The sequence below is a fragment of the Streptomyces sp. NPDC126497 genome, from assembly GCF_040302425.1.
GTDB lineage: Bacteria > Actinomycetota > Actinomycetes > Streptomycetales > Streptomycetaceae > Streptomyces.
The window spans coordinates 97,705-118,085 of the sequence record NZ_JBEORT010000005.1; the positions used below are offsets into that span (position 1 = coordinate 97,705).

A 20,381-nucleotide genomic window follows, 5' to 3' on the forward strand; every position below is an offset into this window, starting at 1 on the left:
GCCGGCCGCGCACGGCCGGCCCCGGGCGGCCCCCCACCGCCTCCCGGCGGGGCTCACCCCTTGCGGGCCACCGCCACGTAGGCCCCGCTGTGGACGCCCTCCTGGCCGGGAACCGGCTCCCCGAGCTCCGGGTGCCACTCCTCGGCGGCCACGATGCCGGGGTCGACGACCTCCAGGCCCTCGAAGAAGCGGGCGAACCGGTCCCGGCTGCGCATGTCCATGGTGAGGCCGCCCGCCCGGTACAGGTCGATCACCTTCCGCGAGGCCTCCTCCGGGTGGAAGTCCGGGGTGAGGTGGGACATGATCAGGTAACTGCCCGGCGCCAGCGCCTCCTTGAGCCGCTCCACCAGCTCGTACGCCCCGTCCTCGTCGCCGATGAAGTGCAGCAGCGCGATCAGGGAGAGCGCGACCGGCCGCTCGAAGTCCAGTGTCCTCCGGGCGCGCTCGACGATGAGGGCGGTGTCGCGGGCGTCCGCCTGCACGTAGTCGACGACCCCTTCGGGGGTGCCGCGCAGCAGCGCCTCGGCGTGGACCAGGACGATGGGGTCGTTGTCGCAGTACACGACCCGTGCGTCGGCGGCGACCCGCTGGGCCACCTGGTGCAGGTTCGGCTCCGTCGGGATGCCGGTCCCGATGTCGAGGAACTGGCGCACGCCCCGGCCGACCACCCAGCGGGTGGCACGGTGCATGAACGCCCTGTTCATCCGCGCCATGACCGGGATGGCCGGCGCGAACCCCACGAGCTGCCTGCCCAGCCCCTCGTCCACCGGGTAGTTGTCCTTGCCGCCGAGGAACCAGTCGTACATCCGCGCGGGATGCGGCTTGCTGGTGTCGATCCGTATGGGAGCGTCCATACCGGAGTGCTGCTGATCCGCCATCATTCCCCTTGCCCCACCGCGCAGTTGGTTCCCGTCAGTCGCGATCGTCACGATAGCCAGGCCCCGGATCGCGCGAGGCGCCGGGCACCCGTGTGCGGAAGTCGGGAGGCGCGGGAGGGGGCGGCGCGGCCGGGCCGCCGTCGTCCCGGACCACGAGGACGGCCCGGGCGGCCACCAGCGCGAGGTGCGGGTGGCCGGCGAGGCCGCTCAGCGCCGTGACCGCGGCCACCGGGACGCCCCCGGCCCAGGCGACGGCGAGCGGACGGCACCCGGCCAGGCTGAGCAGGCCGACGACCGGCGTCCAGACGTTCACGGACGGCTGGTGGCCGCAACCGGGGTAGACCGCGTACGCGGCCGCCGACGCCGGCACCGTCGCGCCCGGCAGCCGGCGTCGCACCGCCAGGGGCAGCGCGGTCGGGCAGGCCAGGACGGGGCCGGTTCCGTCGAAAGCGTGCCAGCCGGGCGGCCGGTAGTAGGCGCCCGCGACGCAGCCGGCCGCCGCGAGACCGAGGGCGACGACGGGGTCGGCCGGCGAGGGCCGTGAGCGAGACAGGGGCATCGCGGGATGCCACGCCGGCAGGGGTGACCGGGTCCCGGCGCACCGTCCCGGTTTCCGCACGACGGGTCTCAGATAGCGGACAATCGGTCCAGCTCCTTGCCGTTCCGGTTTACAGAGAGGTAACACTGGAAAGCTGGCCGCCTTGGGCAACCACCCCCAACCGGCCGCTGTCCTGCGCGCGGCAACGGCGCCGAGCGCCCATCACCGGTTTCCGTACCGGTGTCAGCCGCGCCAGAAAGGGACCTCGTGACCTCACGACCCGACCCCAAGACCTCGCTCGACCTGCTCCGCGCCGAGATCGAGCGCCGCAACCCGGCGGAGCCCGAGTTCCACCAGGCCGCACGCGAAGTGCTGGACACCCTCGCCCCGGTGCTCGCCGCGCGCCCCGAGTACGCCGAGCCGGGCCTCGTCGCACGGCTGGTCGAGCCGGAGCGGCAGATCATGTTCCGGGTGCCGTGGCAGGACGACCAGGGCCGGGTCCACGTCAACCGCGGCTTCCGGATCGAATACAACAGCGCCCTCGGCCCCTACAAGGGCGGCCTGCGCTTCCACCCCTCGGTGAACCTCGGGATCATCAAGTTCCTGGGCTTCGAGCAGATCTTCAAGAACGCCCTGACCGGTCTCGGCATCGGCGGCGGCAAGGGCGGCAGCGACTTCGACCCGCAGGGCCGCAGCGACGCGGAGGTCATGCGCTTCTGCCAGTCCTTCATGACCGAGCTGTACCGGCACATCGGTGAGTACACCGACATCCCGGCCGGCGACATCGGCGTCGGCGCCCGCGAGATCGGCTACCTCTTCGGCCAGTACCGGCGGATCACCAACCGCTGGGAGGGCGGCGTGCTCACGGGCAAGAGCGCCGGCTGGGGCGGCTCGCTGATCCGCCCGGAGGCGACCGGATACGGCAACGTGCTGTTCGCGGAGGCCATGCTGCGCGCCCGCGGCGAGGACCTGGAGGGGCAGACCGCGGTCGTCTCCGGCTCCGGCAACGTCGCGATCTACACCATCCAGAAGCTGGCCGCCCTCGGCGCCAACCCGGTGACCTGCTCCGACTCCAGCGGCTACGTCGTCGACGAGAAGGGCATCGACCTGGAGCTGCTGCGCCAGATCAAGGAGGTCGAGCGCGGCCGGGTGAGCGAGTACGCCGAGCGCCGGGGCGCCTCCGCGCGGTTCGTGCCCGGCGGACGCGTCTGGGAGGTCCCGGCGGACGTCGCCCTGCCGTCGGCCACCCAGAACGAGCTGAACGCCGTGGACGCCGACGCCCTCATCCGCAACGGCGTGAAGGCCGTCTCCGAGGGCGCCAACATGCCGACCACGCCGGAGGCCGTGCAGCTGTTCCAGCGGGCCGGCGTCGCCTTCGGCCCCGGCAAGGCGGCCAACGCGGGCGGCGTCGCGGTCAGCGCGCTGGAGATGACGCAGAACGCGTCGCGCACCAGCTGGAAGGCCGACCAGGTCGAGGCGGAGCTGGCCCGCATCATGACCGACATCCACACCACCTGCGCCGAGACCGCCGAGCGTTACGGCGCCCCCGGCGACTACGTGACCGGCGCGAACATCGCCGGCTTCGAGCGGGTGGCGGACGCGATGCTCGCGCAGGGCGTCATCTGACGCACCCGCGGCACGCCGTCAGGGCGTGGGCAGGCCGGCCGGCCGGGCCGGGCGTCCGAAGCGGGCGGGGACTCCCGGTGAGTACAGCACGCTCACCGGGTCCCCGTCCGGCCCCGGCAGACCGGCCGCCGTGATCAGGTCCTCCTCGCACTCCAGCAGCTCGGCCCGGTGCAGGGGCCAGCGCGGATGCGCGTTGGGCAGGTACATCGACCGCCCGAAGAACGCGCCGTGCATGCCCCAGCGGGCGGTGAGGAAGTGCTCCAGCTCGGTCGGCTCCTCGATCGGCTCGCCCCTGCGCACGGTGATCCGGCCGCCGGCGCCGCGCGGTCCGGGCCAGCGCCGGCTGCCGGTGTAGGTCACCGTGCCGCCGTCGAGGTGCTCCACCCGCATCCGGGACCAGAGGTACGGCATCCGGAACCCGAGGCGGCCGACGGCCACCGGGATCAGCCGGGAGGCGTCCAGGGAGAGGAACACCACCCCGCGCCGCCCGTGCGCGTCCACCGAGTACAGGCGGACGTTGGTCTCCGGGAAGTTCCCCAGGTACGGGACGCCCGGCAGCCGCAGCCAGCCCACCCGGTGCATCCGGAACGCGACCAGACCGACGTACGTGACACCGTCCAGGGTGTCCGGCACGGTGCCCGGCGGCAGCAGCGGGGCCGCGTCGGCCGGGTCCACCGCCCAGTGGACGAAGGTCAGGTCCAGCCACGACTGGGTGAGCAGCGGACGCGCGATCGCCTCCGGCGGATCGGGCGTGACGGGCTGCGGGGTCGGCGGTGTCGGCGGCACCGCACCAGTATCGCGGAGGGCGCCGGCGCCGGACGGCCCGTGAGGCGGCGCGCGGTGCCCGTCGGGGGCCGCCGTCCCGCCCCGGAGACGCGGGCGCACACCGTGGATCCCCGCACGAGGACGTGCACCCGTGCGGGTGTCCGCGAGCACGGCGTCGCCGGGAGCCGGTCCGGGGCGGCCGGCCGCCTGGAAATTCCTCCGTCCCGGGTACAACTCTTCGGTCCTGTCGGTGGTCTTCCGTGTGCCGACCCGCCGAGGTGCGTCCCCGGGAGCCCCGGTGAGGGCGTCGGCCGCGTCCCGTCCCGCCGCGCTCTCCGGAGGAGCCCCGTGCGCACACGCACCCTGCTGACGTCCGCTGTCATGCTCGCCTCAAGCCTCACCCCCCTGGTGGCGGGAACCGCCCAGGGCGCCGCCGGAACCCCCGGCGACATCAACCGGGACGGGTACCGCGACGTCGTCGTCTCGGCACCGGACGCCGCGGTCGCGGGCCGGGCGAAGGCCGGCGCCGTGGTCGTCCTCTACGGCACGGCACGCGGCCTCGACACCACCAGACGCACCGTCGTGACCCAGAACTCCACGGGCATCCCGGGCAGCGCCGAGGCGGGCGACCGCTTCGGCGCTTCCGTCGTCGTGCACGACCTGAACGCGGACGGGTACGCCGACATGGTCGTGGGCGCCCCGGGCGAGGAGGTCTCCGGGGACGTGGGCGGCGGGTCGGTCACGGTCATATGGGGCACCGCCTCCGGCCCGGCCAGGGCGAAGACGGTCGCCGACCCCTGGCCGTCCTCCCACGACGCCTATGGCAGGACGCTCGCCGTGGCCACCCACAACTCCCTCAACCCGGTGAACGACGGCAAGCTCTCGATCGCCATCGGCGCCAACGACGGGGAGGTGACCTTCATGCCGGCGGACCTGTCCGCGCAGTCCGGCAGCAGCGGCACCGGCACCCCCTTCAACCCGGGGCACGGCATCGTCGCCCTGACCGCGGTCGACATCCCGAACACCGACAACGACCGACTGATGATCCACGGTCGCGGCACGTCCGACGGGCGGGGGTACGACGGAGAGGGTGACGACCCCGGTACCTGGCTCGTCACCCCCGGAGACTTCGAGGACACCACCCTTCCCGCCGGAACGGTCTCCGCCGTCGGCAACCTGGACGGCAACGGCTCCCCGGACCTCGTCATCGGCAACCCGGAGGACCCCGCGCAGAGCCCCGGCACCTCGCTCGGCGGACGGGTCACCGTCTACTACGACGCCGCGTACGGCTCACCGAGCCGTGTCCAGACCATCAGCCAGGACACCGCGGGCGTACCCGGTGCCGGTGAGGCGGGCGACCGCTTCGGAGCCTCGGTCGCGATCGGCGACACCGACAAGGACGGGCGGGCCGACCTGGTGATCGGCACCCCGGGGGAGAACAGCGGCACCGGAGCCGTCATGGTCGTACGAGGGACCAGCGGTCAGCTGGACACCGCCCACGCTCGCGACTGGACGCAGAACAGCGGCGGCGTTCCCGGCGCGTCGGAGAAGGGCGACGCGTTCGGCAGCGCCGTGCGGCTCGTCGACACCGACAAGGACGGCTACGCCGACCTGCTGATCGGCGCTCCGGGCGAGAACGGCGGCGTGGGCTCCGTGTGGTCCCTGCGCGGCTCGGCCACGTCCGTCACGGCGACCGGGGCGGTCACCTTCGGCGTCGGCGGTGCGGGGCTCGGCTCCGCGGGAGCTGCCCGCCTCGGCGATGTGGTGACCGGTCCGTGACCCCCGCACGTTCTCCCCGCGCCCTCACGTCGTCCCCGTCGTCCTCGCAGGCCCTCACTCCCGGAGCCGTCATGCCCACCTCCAGCACCCAGCCCACCCGGTCCGCCCCGCCCGCCCCGGGCACGATCGGATCCCGCCGCCTCGCCGCCGCCGTCGCGGTCGGTGCGGCCGCCGCCCTCACCGCCGTGGTCCTGCCCGCCCACCCCGCCGTAGCAGCCTCCCCCTACCGCGGGGCCAACACCGCCGCCGTCCAGGACGACTTCAACGGTGACGGCTACCGCGACCTGGCCGTGGGCGCACCCGGCGCGTCCAACGGCTCGGTCGACGCGGCGGGCGCCGTCGTCGTGCTCTACGGCTCCGCGAACGGCGTCGCGGCCTCCCGCCGCACGGTGATCACCCAGGCGACCAGTGGGGTACCGGGCGTGCCCGAGGAGTGGGACCGCTTCGGCACGGCGGTCGCCTCCGCCGACCTCGACCGCGACGGCTACGCCGATCTGCTGGTCGGCACCCCCTCGGAGGCGGCGGGCACCATGGGGGGGACCGGGTCGCTCACCGTGGTGTGGGGCGGTTCCACCGGGCTGAAGGGCGGTGCCTCGATCCCGACGCCCACCGGCCTGGACGAGGGCTGCAACTTCGCGGCCGGCATCGCCGCGGGCGACGTCACCGGCGACGGCGCTCCTGACCTCGGCGTCACCGGCCAGTGCGGCGCGACGACCTACACGGGCCCCTTCACCCGTACCGGGACCCCTGCCCGCAGGGCGTTCGTGAACGCGCTCGGCACCAACCGCGGCGTCGTCGTCGGCGACGTCGACGGCGACGGAACGGCCGAGCGGTTCTGGCTGCCCGGCCCCACCACCGGAGACATCAGCGGACCCGTCCACCTCGACAACGGCAACGGCTCGTACACCGAACTCCCGCTCGCCGACGGCCTGTCCGGGCAGATCGGTGACGTCAACGGCGACGGGTACGGCGACCTCGTCACCGGCGTCCCCTACGACGCGTCGCTGACGTCCGGGGACACCCCCGCCCACCGCGGCGGCGAGATCCAGGTCCTCTACGGCAGCGCGCGGGGCATCACCACCGGCCAGAAGCCCCAGGTCATCCACCAGGACACCGCCTCGGTGCCCGGCGGGGGCGAGGACGGCGACCTGTTCGGCTTCTCCCTCGCCGTCGGGGACACCGACGGCGACGGGTACGCGGACGTCCTCGTCGGCAGCCACGGGGAAGCCGTCGGCTCCGCCGGGTACGCGGGCTCGGCGACGCTGCTGCGCGGCTCGGCCGCCGGTCTGACGGCGACCGGATCCAGGGCGTACACGCAGAACACCGGCGGGGTGCCCGGGACCGCCGAGCGGGGCGACATGTTCGGTGCGTCCACCCACCTGGCCGACCTGAACAAGGACGGCCGGGCCGAAGCCGTGGTCGGCGCCCCCGGCGAGAACGCCGACGGCCTGCTGTGGATCGCCCGCGGCGCGACGAGCGGCCCGGTCCTCAGCGGCTCGACGGCCGTCAGCGGCACCGCCGTCGGCCTGACCCGCCGCTACGCGGACATCGAGTTCGGCGAGGAGCTGGGCGGCGCCCGCTCCTCGTTGTAGGGGCCGGACCCGACCGGGGCCGCACGGTGGCACGATGGCGGTACAGGTGATCGAGTGAACGGGGAGGCCGGCGTCATGGCCCGCTACATGGAGGCGCTGACCGTCGAACGGGGCGGTTTCCGGATCAAGGTGCCGGAGTCGTGGTGGGAGTTCGACGTGCGGCCGGAGTCGCGGGACGACTCGATCCGCCGGATGGTGAACGAACGCCTGCGCGACCATCCGGAGCTGGCTCCGCACCGGGACACGTACACCTCCTTCCTGCGGAAGGCCGCCGCGGACGCCTGGAAGTCGGGTGCGCTGTACTGCGGCTGCATGGCGGAGAGCTTCGGCGGCGACACCCCGATCACCGGCTCGGTGACGGTGTCCCTGGTCGGCGGCCGTACGGGCAGGGGCGATCCGCTGCCCACCGAGCCGGCCGCCATCGCCGCCCAGCTCGCCGTGAAGGAGGCGAAGAAGCCGGGCGACTCCTGGCGCAAGGTCACCACCGTCGACATCCCCGGCGTCGGCCCGGCCGCGCGGACGTACGGCGTCGAGGACATCCCGGTCCCGGGCGACGAACTCCACCGGACCGTCCGCGCCGTACTGATGCAGACGTTCGTCCCGGTGCCCGGGCAGGAGGGCAAGGTCGCCCTGGTCGCCGGCAGCAGCCAGGTCCTGGACCTCGCGGAGTCCTTCTTCGACATCTTCGACGCGATCACGTCGACGTTCCGCTTCGCGGACTGAGGGCCGTGGCGGCCGAGCGGGACTGGGCGACCGGTGAAGGGTTGCTGGGCATCGACGACCCCGCGGACTGGGATGCCGCGTTCGAGCGTGGCGAGCGACGTCTGGGGACGGCGGCGATCGGGCTGGCATTCAACTGCCCGCTGGAGGATGCGTCGCCCCGGATCGTCCGCGCGACACGGCTGCCGGACATCGCCCAACGAGGCTTCGCCTTCACGGCGGTGGGTACGGCGGCCCGGCTCAACGGGGCGCTGACACCGGAGCTGTACGAGGCGCTGCGGGCGGAAGGGCTCGTCGGCACCGCAGAGGACGCCATCAGGGACACGCTGACCTTCGTGCCGTTCCGGGAGCTGCCGTCCTGGTTCAAGCGGCGGTCGGTGTACCTGGCGGTGCGGGACACACTGGAGGGCTGGTGGCTGCGCGCCGAGGACGCGGTGGGGGACACCTGGCAGACCCTGCGACGGCGGCGTCCCTGAGGAGCGACGGGCCGGCCTTCCCGTCGAACTGCCGTGCCCGGTAGGTTCACCTGCGCATACGGATGTTGACGATGCGCGCGTGACGGGGGTTGCGGGATGGTGGGTCATCGGCCGACGGATTGGCATGTCCTTGACCTGGACAAGGACCCGACCCCCGGTGATCCACAACGGGTGCGCACCCTCGCCAAGGTCCTGCACGACTTCGCCGACGACGTCTCCGAGGCGCTGCGCCTGGTCAAGGGGATGGCCGGTGAGGGGACGCTGGCGGAGTGGGCGGGGAAGTCGGCGACCGTCTTCAAGGAGGAGTTCTCCGGCGTCCCGAAGAATCTGAGGAAGCTGGAGAAGTCCTACGCGCTGTGCGGGGACGCGCTCGCGGCCTACTGGCCGAGGCTGGAGCGGGCGCAGGCGCTGGCGGACAAGGCGCTGGCGAAGGCCCGCGAGGCCAGGGCGGATCTTTCCTCGGCGCAGTCGAGGCTGGCGTCGGCGGAGTCGTGGGTGGGGCGGGCGACGCGGGAGGCCGACAAGTACAAGGACGATCCCACGGGGTCGAGGTCGGACGCGGACAGGCCGGACGAGGCGAAGGTGCGGGCCGCGACCCGGGACGTGCGCAGTGCGAAGTCGGCGCAGGGGAAGGCGCAGTCGGACGTCTCCGACGCGCAGGACGCGCTGGCGGCGGCGAAGAAGATGGCCGCGGACGCGCGGAAGATGCGTGAGGAGGCGGCGCGGGACGCGAAGTCGAAGATCGACGAGGCGTCCGACGCGGGGATCCGGAACCGGTCGTGGTGGGAGGAGATCGGCGACTGGGTCACCGACAACTGGGACGACATCGTGGCCGCCTGCAAGATCGTGGTGGCGGTCGTCGGCATCGTCGCGATGATCATCGGCGGTCCGATCCTCGGCGCGATCGTCCTCATCGCCGCCCTCGTAGTCCTCGCCGACACGCTCTACAAGTACAGCAAGGGCCAGGCGTCGCTATGGGATGTGGGGCTCGCCGCGCTGGACTGCATCCCCGGCATGAAGGGACTGACCACCCTCGGCGGGCTCGCCAAGGGCCTGAAGACCGCCGGCAAGGCGGGGCTCAAGGACATGGCGAAAGGGCTGGGGAAAAAGGGCCTGCGTAAAGAGGCGGACAACGCCGTGGCGAAGTCGAAGCCGGCCAAGGCGCGTTGTCTGAACGGCGACCCCATCGACATGGTCTCCGGTGAGATGTTCATGGCCGAGACCGACGTGGAACTCCCCGGCCTCCTCCCTCTGGTGCTCAGACGCACCCACCTGTCGACATACCGAGCGGGCCGCTCCTTCGGAGTGTCCTGGGCGTCCACGCTCGACGAACGTCTGGAGCTGGACGACCAAGGAGCGGTCTACGCCGCCGAGGACGGCATGATCCTCCTCTACCCGGTGCCCAAGCCAGGTGACTCGGTGATGCCGGCCGAGGGGCCGCGGCGACCGTTGCACTGGAACGGGAGCTCCGACGCCCCGCTGGGCATCACCGACCCGCTCACCGGCATCACCCGTCTCTTCTCGGCCCCGAAGCGGTCGGCCGCGGTCGACGAAGTGTTCACGCTCCACCTGGTGGCGTTGACCGACCGCAACGGCTACCGCATCGACATCGACCGGGGCGCCGACGGTACGCCACTGGCCGTGCGCGACTCCGGCGGTCGGCACATCGACGTGGAGACGCAGGGAACGCGTGTCACGGCCCTGCGCCTGCGCGACCCGGGAACCGGCCCCCAGGGGACACTGCTCAGGCGGTTCGACTACGGCCCCGAGGGACACCTCACCGAAATCCGTAACTCCAGCGGCACGCCCCTGAAGCTCACCTACGACGAGCGCGCGCGCATCACCTCCTGGACCGACCGCAACGGCTTCTGGTACCGCTTCACGTACGACGACCACGACCGCTGCGTCGGCGGCGAGGGCACCGACGGTTTCCTGCGGTGCACCATCACCTACGACGTGGAGAAGCAAGAGACCCGCTACACGGACGCACTCGGCAGTACCACGACATACCGCTGGAACCGTCTGTACCAGCTCGTCTCCGTGACCGATCCCCTCGGGAACACCACCCGGTCCGAGTGGGACCGCTACGACCGGTTGCTGGCCCGCACCGACGCGCGCGGCCGGACGACCCGGTACAGCTACGACGACCTGGGGGCCCCGACTGCGGTCGTCCGGTCCGACGGCACCCGCGAGACGGCCGAGAACAACGCTTTCGGCCAGCCCACCATGCTCGTCCAGGCCGACGGCCGCATCTGGCGGATGGAGTACGACGACCGGGGCAACCTGATCGCGGAGACCGATCCGGCGGGGGCCCGTGTCGACTATCGGTACCGGGACGACGGTGCCCTCACCACGGTCGTCGACGCACTCGGCCGTACCGCCGAGCTGGACGCCGATGCGGCGGGCCTGCCCTTGAGAGTCGTCGACCCCGAAGGGGGTGTCACACGCTATACGCGCGGTGCCACCGGCCGGGTCGTCGAACAGACCGACCCCGATGGATCGGTCTCCCGGATCGACTGGAGTCCGGAGGGCCGGCAGCTCGGGGTCCGCCTGCCCGACGGAGCCACGGAACGTCGTGTGTACGACGACGAGGGAAACCTCACCGAGCACACGGACGCGCTGGGCCGGGTGACACGCTTCGAGTACGGCGGGTTCGGCGCGCTGCTCGCGCGCACCGATCCCGACGGCTCGCACGTGCGCTTCTCCTACGACCGTGAGCTGCGCCTGACCTCGGTGACCAACCAGCGGGGCTCCGCGTGGGAGTACTTCTACGACGAAGCCGGGCGGCTGGTCCGGGAGCGGGACTTCGGCGGGCGCGTCCAGTCCTACCGATTCGACGAGGTCGGTCGCCTTGTCGGGCAGACCAACGGTGCGGGCGAGTCCATCGACTACGTCCGCAACGACCTCGGGAAGGTGACGGAGCAGCGGACACCGGAAGGCGTCACGCGCTACGAGTACGACGCCCTCGGCCAGGTACTCCGTGTGGTCGCCCCTGAGACGGAGCTCACGTACGAGCGTGACGCACGCGGGCGGATCCTGGCCGAGACCTGCAACGGTGCCACCGTGCGCTCGGTCTACGACATCCTGGGCAGGCGCGTCAGCCGTGTGACTCCGTCCCGTGCGAAGAGCGTCTGGGAGTACGACGGGTGCGACCGTCCCGTACTGCTGCGGACGGCCGGCAGAAGCGTCACGTTCGCCTACGACGGAGCCGGACGTGAGACGGAACGGCGCGTGGGCGGTGTCGCGCTGAGCCAGACCTGGGACGCCGCCGGCAGGCTGAGCACGCAGACCCTGGCCACTGCGGGACGGGGGTTCGGTTCCCCCGAGCGGGACGAGCCACGGCGCCTTCAGCACAGGGCCTACCGCTATCTGCCGGACGGCACGGTCGCTGCGATCAGCGATCTCCTCCTGGGCGAGCGCCTGATCGACGTCAACGGCGACGGACGGGTCACCGGGGTCCGGGCACAGGACTGGTCGGAGAGCTACGCCTACGACGCGGCGGGCAACATCTCCGAGGGCGAGTGGCAACTCGCGGCGCCCGCGCAGGCGGCACCCGGCCCCGGATCCTCCTCGGAACGTCGGCGTCGGGTCGGGGACATCGGTTACGAGTACGACAGGCAGGGCCGGGTCGTCACCAGGCGCAAGAAGCGGCTCTCCCGCAAGGCGGACGTCTGGCGGTACGCGTGGGACAGCCAGGACCGCCTGGTGGCGGTGACCACTCCGGACGGCACCGAGTGGAGCTACGCCTATGACCCGTACGGCCGTCGCATCGCCAAACGGCGGCACGGCCCGGACGGAATCGTGGTGGAGGAAACCACCTTCGTCTGGGATGGGTTCGTCCTGGCCGAGCAGGTCACCACGGTGGTCGGCGAGGAGCCCAGGTGCGTCACCTGGGACTGGGAACAGGACCGCTTCAGCCCTGTCACACAGATCGAACGGGTGCCTGCGCCGGACGCACCTCAGGAATGGGTCGACGACAGGTTCTACTCCATCGTCACGGATCTGATCGGAACCCCGACCGAACTGGTTGCGGAACCCGGAGAGATCGCCTGGCAGTCACGGACCACGGTGTGGGGGGCACCTCTGGGCCGCCCCGACCGTGCGGACGACGCGTACTGCCCTCTGCGCTTTCCGGGGCAGTACCACGATCCCGAGACGGCCTTCCACTACAACTACCAGCGTCACTACGACCCGGAGACAGGCCGGTACGCCTCGCTGGACCCGTTGGGTCTCGCGCCGGGGCCGAACCCCCGCACCTACGTCGCCAACCCCTTCACGGCGGTCGACCCCTTCGGGCTCGCGCCCTCCTGCGAAGACGTGGCCCGTAGTGCCGCCCGGCGCCGGGCCGACATGGAACAGCAGCGCCCGGGGGCCAGCAAGAAGACCAGGCCCACGAGCACGGCGGGGCTGTCGGTGCCCGGGCACAACACACCCTTCGACGGCGCCAGCCTCAAGGGGGGCGGCAACCATGATCTCCACCCCGATGTACAGGCCGCCTATGATCGGGTTCCGGAGCACATCAAGGCGGAGGTCGGCGGCGCGCACTCGAAGTGCGGCGAGGCCGAGGCGTTGTCGGACGCCATGAAGGCGGGGGTCGATCCCCGGGGCGGGACGATGGCGGCCGTGAACGTACGTGCGGAGGGCAATCCGGTGCACGGGACACCGAAGGCGCCGTGTCCCTCCTGTGCGCATGTACTGGATCAACTCGGAGTTCGGGCGGTGATGTGAGTGAGTGACGACCTGACACGTGGGTGGTCGCGGCGGACCGAGGACGTGCTGCGTCGCGCGGGCTGGGGGCCCGGCCGTGCCGTGCCCACGGGGACCTGGGAGTCGGTGCTGCGAGAGCGCGGGGGATTCGTGGTCCATGGTGCCGCCGACGCGTTCCTCTCCGAGTTCGGCGGCCTCGTGACGTACGGCTGGCCGGCTGACTCGATCACCACCTCGTCGGCGATTCGGTTCGACCCCCTGCAGGCCGCGTGGCAGAGGGAACGCTTCGCCGAGGCCAGCCGGGAAGCGGGAACGCCGTTGTGTCCCGTGGGCACCGCGGACCAGGGCGCAAGCCTCCTCGGCGTCAGCGAGGACGGCGTTCTCCACCTTGTGCGGAAGCGTGCGGAACCGATGGGGAGGAGCATCGACCGGGCGCTGGACCGCCTGGTGGAGACGCAGCAGACGCAGTCGGGGCTCTGGTCACCGGACGGATCGACGCAGGAGCACCCCTTCTGGCGACACTTCCGTGCCGGGCATGCCGGTCCGGACGCCGGGTCCCGCTGGCCCGAGGAGACGGACCGGGTGCTGAGGGCGGGCGGCTGGTTCCCGGGCCGGGCAGTGGCCACGGACACGTGGGAGAGCGTTCTGCTGCACACCGGCGAGTTCGAACCGCACGCCGCCGCCCGCCGCTTCCTCGCCGAGTTCGGCGCCCTGGCCGTGCCCCACCGCGACCCCGCGGACTCGATGCCGTGGGTGGAGTTCTCGCTCGACCCGCTGGCGGCGATGTGGGACGCCGAGATCATCGACGACCTCGCCGAACAGGCGGGCGTCGAGCTGTACCCCATCGGTACGCGCGACCGCGGCAACCAGTACCTCGCCATGGCGGAGGACGGAGCCGTGTACGCGGGGATGGACCACGTCCACCTGCTGGCCCCCACCCCTGACGAGGCCCTGCGCAGGCTCACCGCACGGGTGCGGCCGGAGACCACCCCCTGACCGCCCGGGCCGGGGCGCGCCCCGGATGGTTTGCTCCGGTCACCCCTCGGGGTACTCTCTTCCGCCCGATTGGCCAGCGCGCCGCTCTCTGTGTCAGACTGTCCAAGTTGCTCGGTCGAGTGTTGATGCTGCGCGCCTCCCGCCGGGAGGACCGGAAGCGAGTCCCACAGTACTCGTCGTCCCTGATCAGGGGCGGACGTACGGGAATCTTCCGGGAAGCGTTGCGCGGCGCCGGCCAGGCGCCCGGTGGGCCTTTCGCCCCCGGTCCGCGGTTCTGGTAGGGCCGTGTCGATCCCGCAGGGATGTTCGAACAAGGGACATTCATGTCGGCGGGAATGCGACACACCCGACCGCGTGGGTCGGAGGACGAGCCCTGGAACACCGGGTTCCGGAGCGTAAAGAGAGACAGGACTACGAAGTAGCCATGGCGGGACAGAAGATCCGCATCCGGCTCAAGGCCTACGACCACGAGGTCATCGACTCTTCGGCGAAGAAGATCGTCGAGACGGTGACTCGCACTGGTGCGTCGGTCGCGGGCCCGGTGCCGCTGCCCACTGAGAAGAACGTGTACTGCGTCATCAAGTCGCCGCACAAGTACAAGGACTCGCGCGAGCACTTCGAGATGCGCACGCACAAGCGCCTGATCGACATCCTCGACCCGACCCCCAAGACCGTTGACTCTCTGATGCGACTCGACCTCCCGGCCGGTGTCGACATCGAGATCAAGCTCTGAGGCCGGTGATCTGAACAGATGGCAAAGCAGATCAAGGGCATCCTGGGCGAGAAGCTCGGCATGACGCAGGTGTGGGACGAGAACAACCGTGTTGTTCCGGTCACCGTCGTCAAGGCCGGCCCCAACGTCGTCACCCAGGTCCGTACGAACGACGTCGACGGCTACGAGTCGGTCCAGATCGCCTTCGGCGAGATCGACCCGCGCAAGGTGAACAAGCCCCTCAAGGGCCACTTCGCCAAGGCCGACGTCACCCCCCGTCGTCACCTCGTCGAGATCCGCACGTCGGACGCCTCCGAGTACACGCTGGGCCAGGAAGTCACCGCCGAGGTGTTCGAGTCCGGCGTGAAGGTCGACGTGACCGGCAAGAGCAAGGGCAAGGGCTTCGCCGGTGTCATGAAGCGTCACAACTTCAAGGGCCTCGGCGCCGGACACGGTACCCAGCGCAAGCACCGCTCGCCCGGTTCCATCGGTGGCTGCGCCACCCCGGGTCGCGTGTTCAAGGGCCTGCGCATGGCGGGTCGCATGGGCAACGAGCGGGTCACCACCCAGAACCTGACCGTCCACGCCGTTGACGCGGAGAAGGGTCTGCTGCTCATCAAGGGCGCGGTTCCCGGTCCGAACGGCGGCCTCGTCCTGGTCCGCACCGCGGCCAAGGGGGCCTGAGGTAACCGATGAGCACTGTTGACATCCTTTCGCCGGCGGGCGACAAGGCCGGTACCGTCGAGCTCCCCGCGGAGATCTTCGGCGTTGAGAAGGTCAGCGTCCCGCTGATCCACCAGGTCGTCGTCGCGCAGCTGGCCGCTGCCCGCCAGGGCACCCACAAGACCAAGACCCGCGGCGAGGTCCGTGGTGGTGGCAAGAAGCCGTACCGCCAGAAGGGCACCGGTCGCGCCCGTCAGGGTTCGACCCGCGCGCCGCAGTTCGCCGGTGGTGGCGTCGTGCACGGTCCCGTGCCGCGCGACTACTCGCAGCGCACCCCCAAGAAGATGAAGGCTGCCGCTCTGCGTCACGCCCTCACCGACCGGGCGCGCCACAACCGCATTCACGTCGTCTCCGGCGTGATCGAGGGCGAGACCCCCTCCACGAAGGCCGCCAGGACGCTGTTCGGCAAGATCTCGGAGCGCAAGAACCTGCTCCTGGTCGTCGACCGCGCCGACGAGGCCGCGTGGCTGTCCGCCCGCAACCTGCCCCAGGTCCACATCCTGGAGCCGGGCCAGCTGAACACGTACGACGTTCTCGTCTCGGACGACGTGGTCTTCACCAAGGCCGCTTTCGAGTCCTTCGTCGCCGGCCCGAACAAGGCCAACGACAACGAAGGGAGCGAGGTCTGATGGCTGCCCGTCACCCCTCGATCGCCTCGAAGGCCGCGAAGGCGGCCAAGGCCGCCCGCGTCGCCAAGGCGCGCCGCCACGAGGCCGAAGGCAAGAACACCGTCGTCACCCCGGCGAGCAAGGCGTTCACGGACCCCCGTGACGTCCTGCTGAAGCCGGTCGTGTCCGAGAAGAGCTACGCGCTCATCGACGAGAACAAGTACACGTTCATCGTCGCGCCGGGCTCCAACAAGACCCAGATCAAGGAGGCCGTCCAGGCGGTCTTCGAGGTCAAGGTCACCGGGGTCAACACGATCAACCGCGTCGGCAAGCGCAAGCGCACCCGCACCGGCTTCGGCCAGCGCGCGGCGACCAAGCGCGCGATCGTGACCCTCGCCGAGGGCGACCGTATCGACATCTTCGGCGGTCCGACCGCGTAAGCGGTCAGGATCGTTCGATATCGGACGAGGACTGAGAAATGGGTATCCGCAAGTACAAGCCGACGACTCCGGGCCGTCGTGGCTCCAGCGTCGCCGACTTCGTCGAGGTCACGCGGTCCACGCCGGAGAAGTCGCTGGTCCGTCCCCTGCACAGCAAGGGCGGCCGTAACAATTCCGGTCGTGTGACCGTCCGCCACCAGGGTGGTGGCCACAAGCGCGCCTACCGCGTGATCGACTTCCGTCGTCACGACAAGGACGGCGTGCCGGCGAAGGTCGCGCACATCGAGTACGACCCCAACCGCACCGCGCGCATCGCGCTGCTGCACTACGCCGACGGCGAGAAGCGCTACATCCTCGCCCCGCGCAACCTGCAGCAGGGCGACCGCGTCGAGAACGGTCCCGGGGCCGACATCAAGCCGGGCAACAACCTGGCCCTCCGCAACATCCCGGTCGGTACCACGATCCACGCGATCGAGCTCCGTCCCGGTGGCGGCGCCAAGTTCGCCCGTTCCGCCGGCGCCTCCGTGCAGCTGCTCGCGAAGGAGGGCACGATGGCCCACCTCCGCATGCCGTCCGGTGAGATCCGCCTGGTCGACCAGCGCTGCCGCGCCACGGTCGGCGAGGTCGGCAACGCCGAGCAGTCCAACATCAACTGGGGCAAGGCGGGTCGCAAGCGGTGGCTGGGCGTTCGCCCGACCGTCCGTGGTGTGGTCATGAACCCGGTGGACCACCCGCACGGTGGTGGTGAGGGCCGGACCTCCGGTGGTCGTCACCCCGTGTCCCCGTGGGGCAAGAAGGAAGGCCGTACTCGTTCGCCCAAGAAGGCGTCGAACAAGTACATCGTCCGCCGCCGCAAGACGAACAAGAAGCGCTAAGGACGGGTTGAGATGCCTCGTAGCTTGAAGAAGGGACCCTTCGTCGACGACCACCTGATCAAGAAGGTGGACGCCCAGAACGAAGCCGGTACCAAGAACGTCATCAAGACCTGGTCCCGTCGCTCGATGATCGTCCCGGCGATGCTCGGCCACACGATCGCGGTGCACAACGGCAAGACCCACATCCCGGTGTTTGTCACCGAGTCCATGGTCGGCCACAAGCTCGGCGAGTTCTCGCCGACGCGCACCTTCCGGGGTCACGTCAAGGACGACCGGAAGTCGAAGCGCCGCTAACCAGCGGGGTGGAATGACCAATGACAGACACTGAAGGGACAACCATGGAAGCCAGGGCCCAGGCGCGGTACATCCGCGTCACGCCCATGAAGGCCCGCCGCGTGGTGGACCTCATCCGTGGCATGGACGCCACGGAGGCTCAGGCGGTCCTGCGTTTCGCCCCGCAGGCCGCGAGCGTGCCGGTGGGCAAGGTGCTGGACAGCGCCATTGCCAACGCCGCGCACAACTACGACCACACCGACGCCGACAGCCTCTACATCTCCGAGGCCTACGTCGACGAGGGCCCGACCCTGAAGCGGTTCCGTCCGCGCGCCCAGGGCCGCGCCTACCGGATCCGCAAGCGGACCAGCCACATCACCGTGGTCGTCAGCAGCAAGGAAGGAACCCGGTAATGGGCCAGAAGGTTAACCCGCATGGGTTCCGGCTCGGCATCACCACCGACTTCAAGTCGCGTTGGTACGCCGACAAGCTGTACAAGGACTACGTCAAGGAAGACGTCGCCATCCGTCGGATGATGACGTCCGGCATGGAGCGCGCCGGCATCTCCAAGGTCGAGATCGAGCGCACCCGTGACCGCGTGCGGGTGGACATCCACACCGCTCGTCCGGGCATCGTCATCGGCCGCCGCGGCGCCGAGGCCGACCGTATCCGCGGCGACCTCGAGAAGCTCACCGGCAAGCAGGTCCAGCTGAACATCCTCGAGGTCAAGAACCCCGAGACGGACGCTCAGCTCGTGGCCCAGGCCGTCGCCGAGCAGCTCTCCTCCCGCGTCTCCTTCCGCCGCGCCATGCGCAAGAGCATGCAGTCGGCGATGAAGGCGGGCGCCAAGGGCATCAAGATCCAGTGCGGTGGCCGCCTCGGCGGCGCCGAGATGTCCCGCTCGGAGTTCTACCGCGAGGGCCGTGTGCCCCTGCACACGCTCCGTGCGAACGTGGACTACGGCTTCTTCGAGGCCAAGACGACCTTCGGCCGCATCGGTGTGAAGGTCTGGATCTACAAGGGCGACGTCAAGAACATCGCCGAGGTCCGCGCCGAGAACGCCGCCGCCCGCGCCGGCAACCGCCCGGCCCGTGGTGGCGCCGACCGCCCGGCCCGTGGTGGCCGCGGTGGCGAGCGTGGCGGTCGCGGCCGCAAGCCGCAGCAGGCTCCCGCTGCCGAGGCCCCCAAGGCCGAGGCTCCGGCGGCCGCTCCGGCTGAGAGCACCGGAACGGAGGCCTGACCGACATGCTGATCCCCCGTAGGGTCAAGCACCGCAAGCAGCACCACCCGAAGCGCCGCGGTATGGCCAAGGGCGGTACGACGGTCGCGTTCGGCGAGTACGGCATCCAGGCCCTCACGCCGGCGTACGTGACCAACCGCCAGATCGAGGCGGCCCGTATCGCGATGACCCGCCACATCAAGCGTGGCGGCAAGGTCTGGATCAACATCTACCCGGACCGCCCGCTCACGAAGAAGCCGGCCGAGACCCGCATGGGTTCCGGTAAGGGTTCGCCGGAGTGGTGGATCGCGAACGTGCACCCGGGCCGGGTCATGTTCGAGCTGTCCTACCCCAACGAGAAGATCGCCCGTGAGGCGCTGACCCGTGCGGCCCACAAGCTGCCGATGAAGTGCCGGATCGTCAAGCGCGAGGCAGGTGAAGCGTGATGTCGGCCGGTACCAAGGCGTCCGAGCTGCGCGAGCTGGGCAACGAGGAGCTTCTCGCGAAGCTCCGCGAGGCCAAGGAAGAGCTGTTCAACCTCCGCTTCCAGGCGGCGACCGGTCAGCTCGAGAACCACGGTCGGCTGAAGGCCGTCCGTAAGGACATCGCGCGGATCTACACCCTGATGCGCGAGCGCGAGCTGGGCATCGAGACGGTGGAGAACGCATGAGCGAGAACAACGTGACTGAGACGAACACCGAGGCTCGGGGCTTCCGCAAGACCCGCGAGGGCATCGTCGTCAGCGACAAGATGGACAAGACCGTCGTCGTCGCCGTCGAGGACCGCAAGAAGCACGCGCTGTACGGCAAGGTCATCCGCAGCACGAGCAAGCTCAAGGCCCACGACGAGCAGAACGCCGCCGGCATCGGCGACCGCGTCCTCCTGATGGAGACCCGGCCGCTGTCCGCCACGAAGCACTGGCGCGTCGTCGAGATCCTCGAGAAGGCCAAGTAGGTAGTTCCCGTAAGGGAATTCCCACAAGTACGTTCCTGCGGGGCATTCCCCGCAGGGCAGTTCCGCCAGGCTCCGGGGGCCGTTCAGCCGAACGGCCCCCGGGGAACCGGCAGACAAACAGGAGATAGACGTGATCCAGCAGGAGTCGCGACTGCGTGTCGCCGACAACACGGGTGCGAAGGAAGTCCTCTGCATCCGTGTGCTCGGCGGCTCCGGTCGCCGCTACGCGGGCATCGGTGACGTCATCGTCGCCACCGTCAAGGACGCGATCCCCGGTGGCAACGTGAAGAAGGGTGACGTCGTCAAGGCGGTCATCGTTCGCACCGTCAAGGAGCGCCGCCGTCCGGACGGCTCGTACATCCGCTTCGACGAGAACGCCGCCGTCATTCTGAAGAACGACGGCGACCCTCGCGGCACCCGCATCTTCGGCCCCGTCGGCCGTGAACTGCGCGAGAAGAAGTTCATGAAGATCATCTCCCTCGCGCCGGAGGTGCTGTGAG

Annotated in this window: 22 protein-coding genes; 19 read left to right on the plus strand and 3 right to left on the minus strand. The window is 70.6% G+C overall.

Features of this window, described 5'->3' with window-relative positions; translation table 11 throughout:
* Nucleotides 1-53: 53 nt before the first annotated feature.
* Both ABTY20_RS05035 and ABTY20_RS05040 read right to left on the minus strand, forming a co-directional pair.
* On the minus strand, nucleotides 54-854 hold the full coding sequence (locus ABTY20_RS05035; RefSeq protein WP_351995609.1) for an SAM-dependent methyltransferase: 801 nt from the start codon (nucleotides 852-854) through the stop codon (nucleotides 54-56).
* A 58-nt stretch (nucleotides 855-912) separates the two neighbouring features.
* Entirely contained in the window at nucleotides 913-1,437 is a 525-nt protein-coding gene (locus ABTY20_RS05040) for a hypothetical protein (RefSeq protein WP_351995610.1), read from the minus strand.
* A 246-nt stretch (nucleotides 1,438-1,683) separates the two neighbouring features.
* On the opposite strand from ABTY20_RS05040, the gene gdhA reads away from it, so the two are divergent.
* Nucleotides 1,684-3,042, plus strand: coding sequence for an NADP-specific glutamate dehydrogenase (gene gdhA, locus ABTY20_RS05045; protein ID WP_351995611.1), 1,359 nt, complete (start codon nucleotides 1,684-1,686; stop codon nucleotides 3,040-3,042).
* 18 nt (nucleotides 3,043-3,060) lie between these two features.
* Here the strand turns inward: gdhA and ABTY20_RS05050 are convergent, their stop codons facing one another.
* Complete coding sequence (locus ABTY20_RS05050; protein WP_351995612.1) at nucleotides 3,061-3,828, minus strand: YqjF family protein; 768 nt, start codon at nucleotides 3,826-3,828, stop codon at nucleotides 3,061-3,063.
* Nucleotides 3,829-4,155: 327 nt separating this feature from the next.
* On the opposite strand from ABTY20_RS05050, the gene ABTY20_RS05055 reads away from it, so the two are divergent.
* The 18 genes from ABTY20_RS05055 (at nucleotide 4,156) to rplN (ending at nucleotide 20,380) form a co-directional block, all read left to right on the plus strand.
* The gene (locus ABTY20_RS05055; RefSeq protein WP_351995613.1) at nucleotides 4,156-5,586 is read left to right on the plus strand and encodes an integrin alpha; all 1,431 of its coding nucleotides are present in this window, start codon (nucleotides 4,156-4,158) and stop codon (nucleotides 5,584-5,586) included.
* A gap of 71 nt (nucleotides 5,587-5,657) precedes the next feature.
* Nucleotides 5,658-7,178, plus strand: coding sequence for a hypothetical protein (locus tag ABTY20_RS05060; RefSeq protein WP_351995614.1), 1,521 nt, complete (start codon nucleotides 5,658-5,660; stop codon nucleotides 7,176-7,178).
* 75 nt (nucleotides 7,179-7,253) lie between these two features.
* Nucleotides 7,254-7,901 carry a hypothetical protein gene (locus ABTY20_RS05065; protein WP_351995648.1) on the plus strand — a complete coding sequence of 216 codons (648 nt, stop codon included), beginning with the start codon at nucleotides 7,254-7,256 and terminating at the stop codon, nucleotides 7,899-7,901.
* A 5-nt stretch (nucleotides 7,902-7,906) separates the two neighbouring features.
* Nucleotides 7,907-8,374 carry a hypothetical protein gene (locus ABTY20_RS05070; protein WP_351995615.1) on the plus strand — a complete coding sequence of 156 codons (468 nt, stop codon included), beginning with the start codon at nucleotides 7,907-7,909 and terminating at the stop codon, nucleotides 8,372-8,374.
* A gap of 171 nt (nucleotides 8,375-8,545) precedes the next feature.
* On the plus strand, nucleotides 8,546-13,102 hold the full coding sequence (locus tag ABTY20_RS05075; RefSeq protein WP_351995616.1) for a DUF6531 domain-containing protein: 4,557 nt from the start codon (nucleotides 8,546-8,548) through the stop codon (nucleotides 13,100-13,102).
* Nucleotides 13,103-14,077, plus strand: a complete 975-nt coding sequence (locus tag ABTY20_RS05080) for an SUKH-3 domain-containing protein (protein ID WP_351995617.1) — start codon at nucleotides 13,103-13,105, stop codon at nucleotides 14,075-14,077.
* A 424-nt stretch (nucleotides 14,078-14,501) separates the two neighbouring features.
* The gene (gene rpsJ / locus ABTY20_RS05085) at nucleotides 14,502-14,810 is read left to right on the plus strand and encodes a 30S ribosomal protein S10 (RefSeq protein ID WP_003948644.1); all 309 of its coding nucleotides are present in this window, start codon (nucleotides 14,502-14,504) and stop codon (nucleotides 14,808-14,810) included.
* Between the two features lie 18 nt (nucleotides 14,811-14,828).
* On the plus strand, nucleotides 14,829-15,473 hold the full coding sequence (rplC, locus tag ABTY20_RS05090) for a 50S ribosomal protein L3 (protein ID WP_004927290.1): 645 nt from the start codon (nucleotides 14,829-14,831) through the stop codon (nucleotides 15,471-15,473).
* 8 nt (nucleotides 15,474-15,481) lie between these two features.
* Nucleotides 15,482-16,141, plus strand: coding sequence for a 50S ribosomal protein L4 (gene rplD, locus ABTY20_RS05095; protein WP_351995618.1), 660 nt, complete (start codon nucleotides 15,482-15,484; stop codon nucleotides 16,139-16,141).
* Complete coding sequence (rplW, locus tag ABTY20_RS05100; RefSeq protein ID WP_030220990.1) at nucleotides 16,141-16,560, plus strand: 50S ribosomal protein L23; 420 nt, start codon at nucleotides 16,141-16,143, stop codon at nucleotides 16,558-16,560. The genes rplD and rplW overlap by 1 nt, the downstream gene beginning before the upstream one ends.
* Nucleotides 16,561-16,598: 38 nt before the next feature.
* Nucleotides 16,599-17,435 (plus strand): 50S ribosomal protein L2, encoded by an 837-nt coding sequence (gene rplB / locus ABTY20_RS05105; protein WP_030220992.1) that lies wholly within the window; start codon nucleotides 16,599-16,601, stop codon nucleotides 17,433-17,435.
* A 12-nt stretch (nucleotides 17,436-17,447) separates the two neighbouring features.
* The gene (gene rpsS / locus ABTY20_RS05110; protein WP_010036728.1) at nucleotides 17,448-17,729 is read left to right on the plus strand and encodes a 30S ribosomal protein S19; all 282 of its coding nucleotides are present in this window, start codon (nucleotides 17,448-17,450) and stop codon (nucleotides 17,727-17,729) included.
* Nucleotides 17,730-17,773: 44 nt separating this feature from the next.
* Nucleotides 17,774-18,121, plus strand: coding sequence for a 50S ribosomal protein L22 (gene rplV, locus ABTY20_RS05115; protein WP_019329637.1), 348 nt, complete (start codon nucleotides 17,774-17,776; stop codon nucleotides 18,119-18,121).
* The gene (gene rpsC / locus ABTY20_RS05120; protein ID WP_010986347.1) at nucleotides 18,121-18,948 is read left to right on the plus strand and encodes a 30S ribosomal protein S3; all 828 of its coding nucleotides are present in this window, start codon (nucleotides 18,121-18,123) and stop codon (nucleotides 18,946-18,948) included. Before rplV ends, rpsC begins: the two co-directional genes overlap by 1 nt.
* Nucleotides 18,949-18,953: 5 nt before the next feature.
* Nucleotides 18,954-19,373 (plus strand): 50S ribosomal protein L16, encoded by a 420-nt coding sequence (rplP, locus tag ABTY20_RS05125; RefSeq protein ID WP_007443989.1) that lies wholly within the window; start codon nucleotides 18,954-18,956, stop codon nucleotides 19,371-19,373.
* Nucleotides 19,373-19,597, plus strand: coding sequence for a 50S ribosomal protein L29 (gene rpmC / locus ABTY20_RS05130; RefSeq protein WP_007494763.1), 225 nt, complete (start codon nucleotides 19,373-19,375; stop codon nucleotides 19,595-19,597). The genes rplP and rpmC overlap by 1 nt, the downstream gene beginning before the upstream one ends.
* Nucleotides 19,594-19,881, plus strand: a complete 288-nt coding sequence (gene rpsQ, locus ABTY20_RS05135; protein WP_037694127.1) for a 30S ribosomal protein S17 — start codon at nucleotides 19,594-19,596, stop codon at nucleotides 19,879-19,881. The genes rpmC and rpsQ overlap by 4 nt, the downstream gene beginning before the upstream one ends.
* Before the next feature lie 130 nt (nucleotides 19,882-20,011).
* A complete protein-coding gene (rplN, locus tag ABTY20_RS05140; RefSeq protein WP_030831680.1) occupies nucleotides 20,012-20,380 on the plus strand; it encodes a 50S ribosomal protein L14 in 369 nt (122 codons plus the stop codon).
* The last annotated feature ends 1 nt before the right edge of the window (nucleotide 20,381 follow it).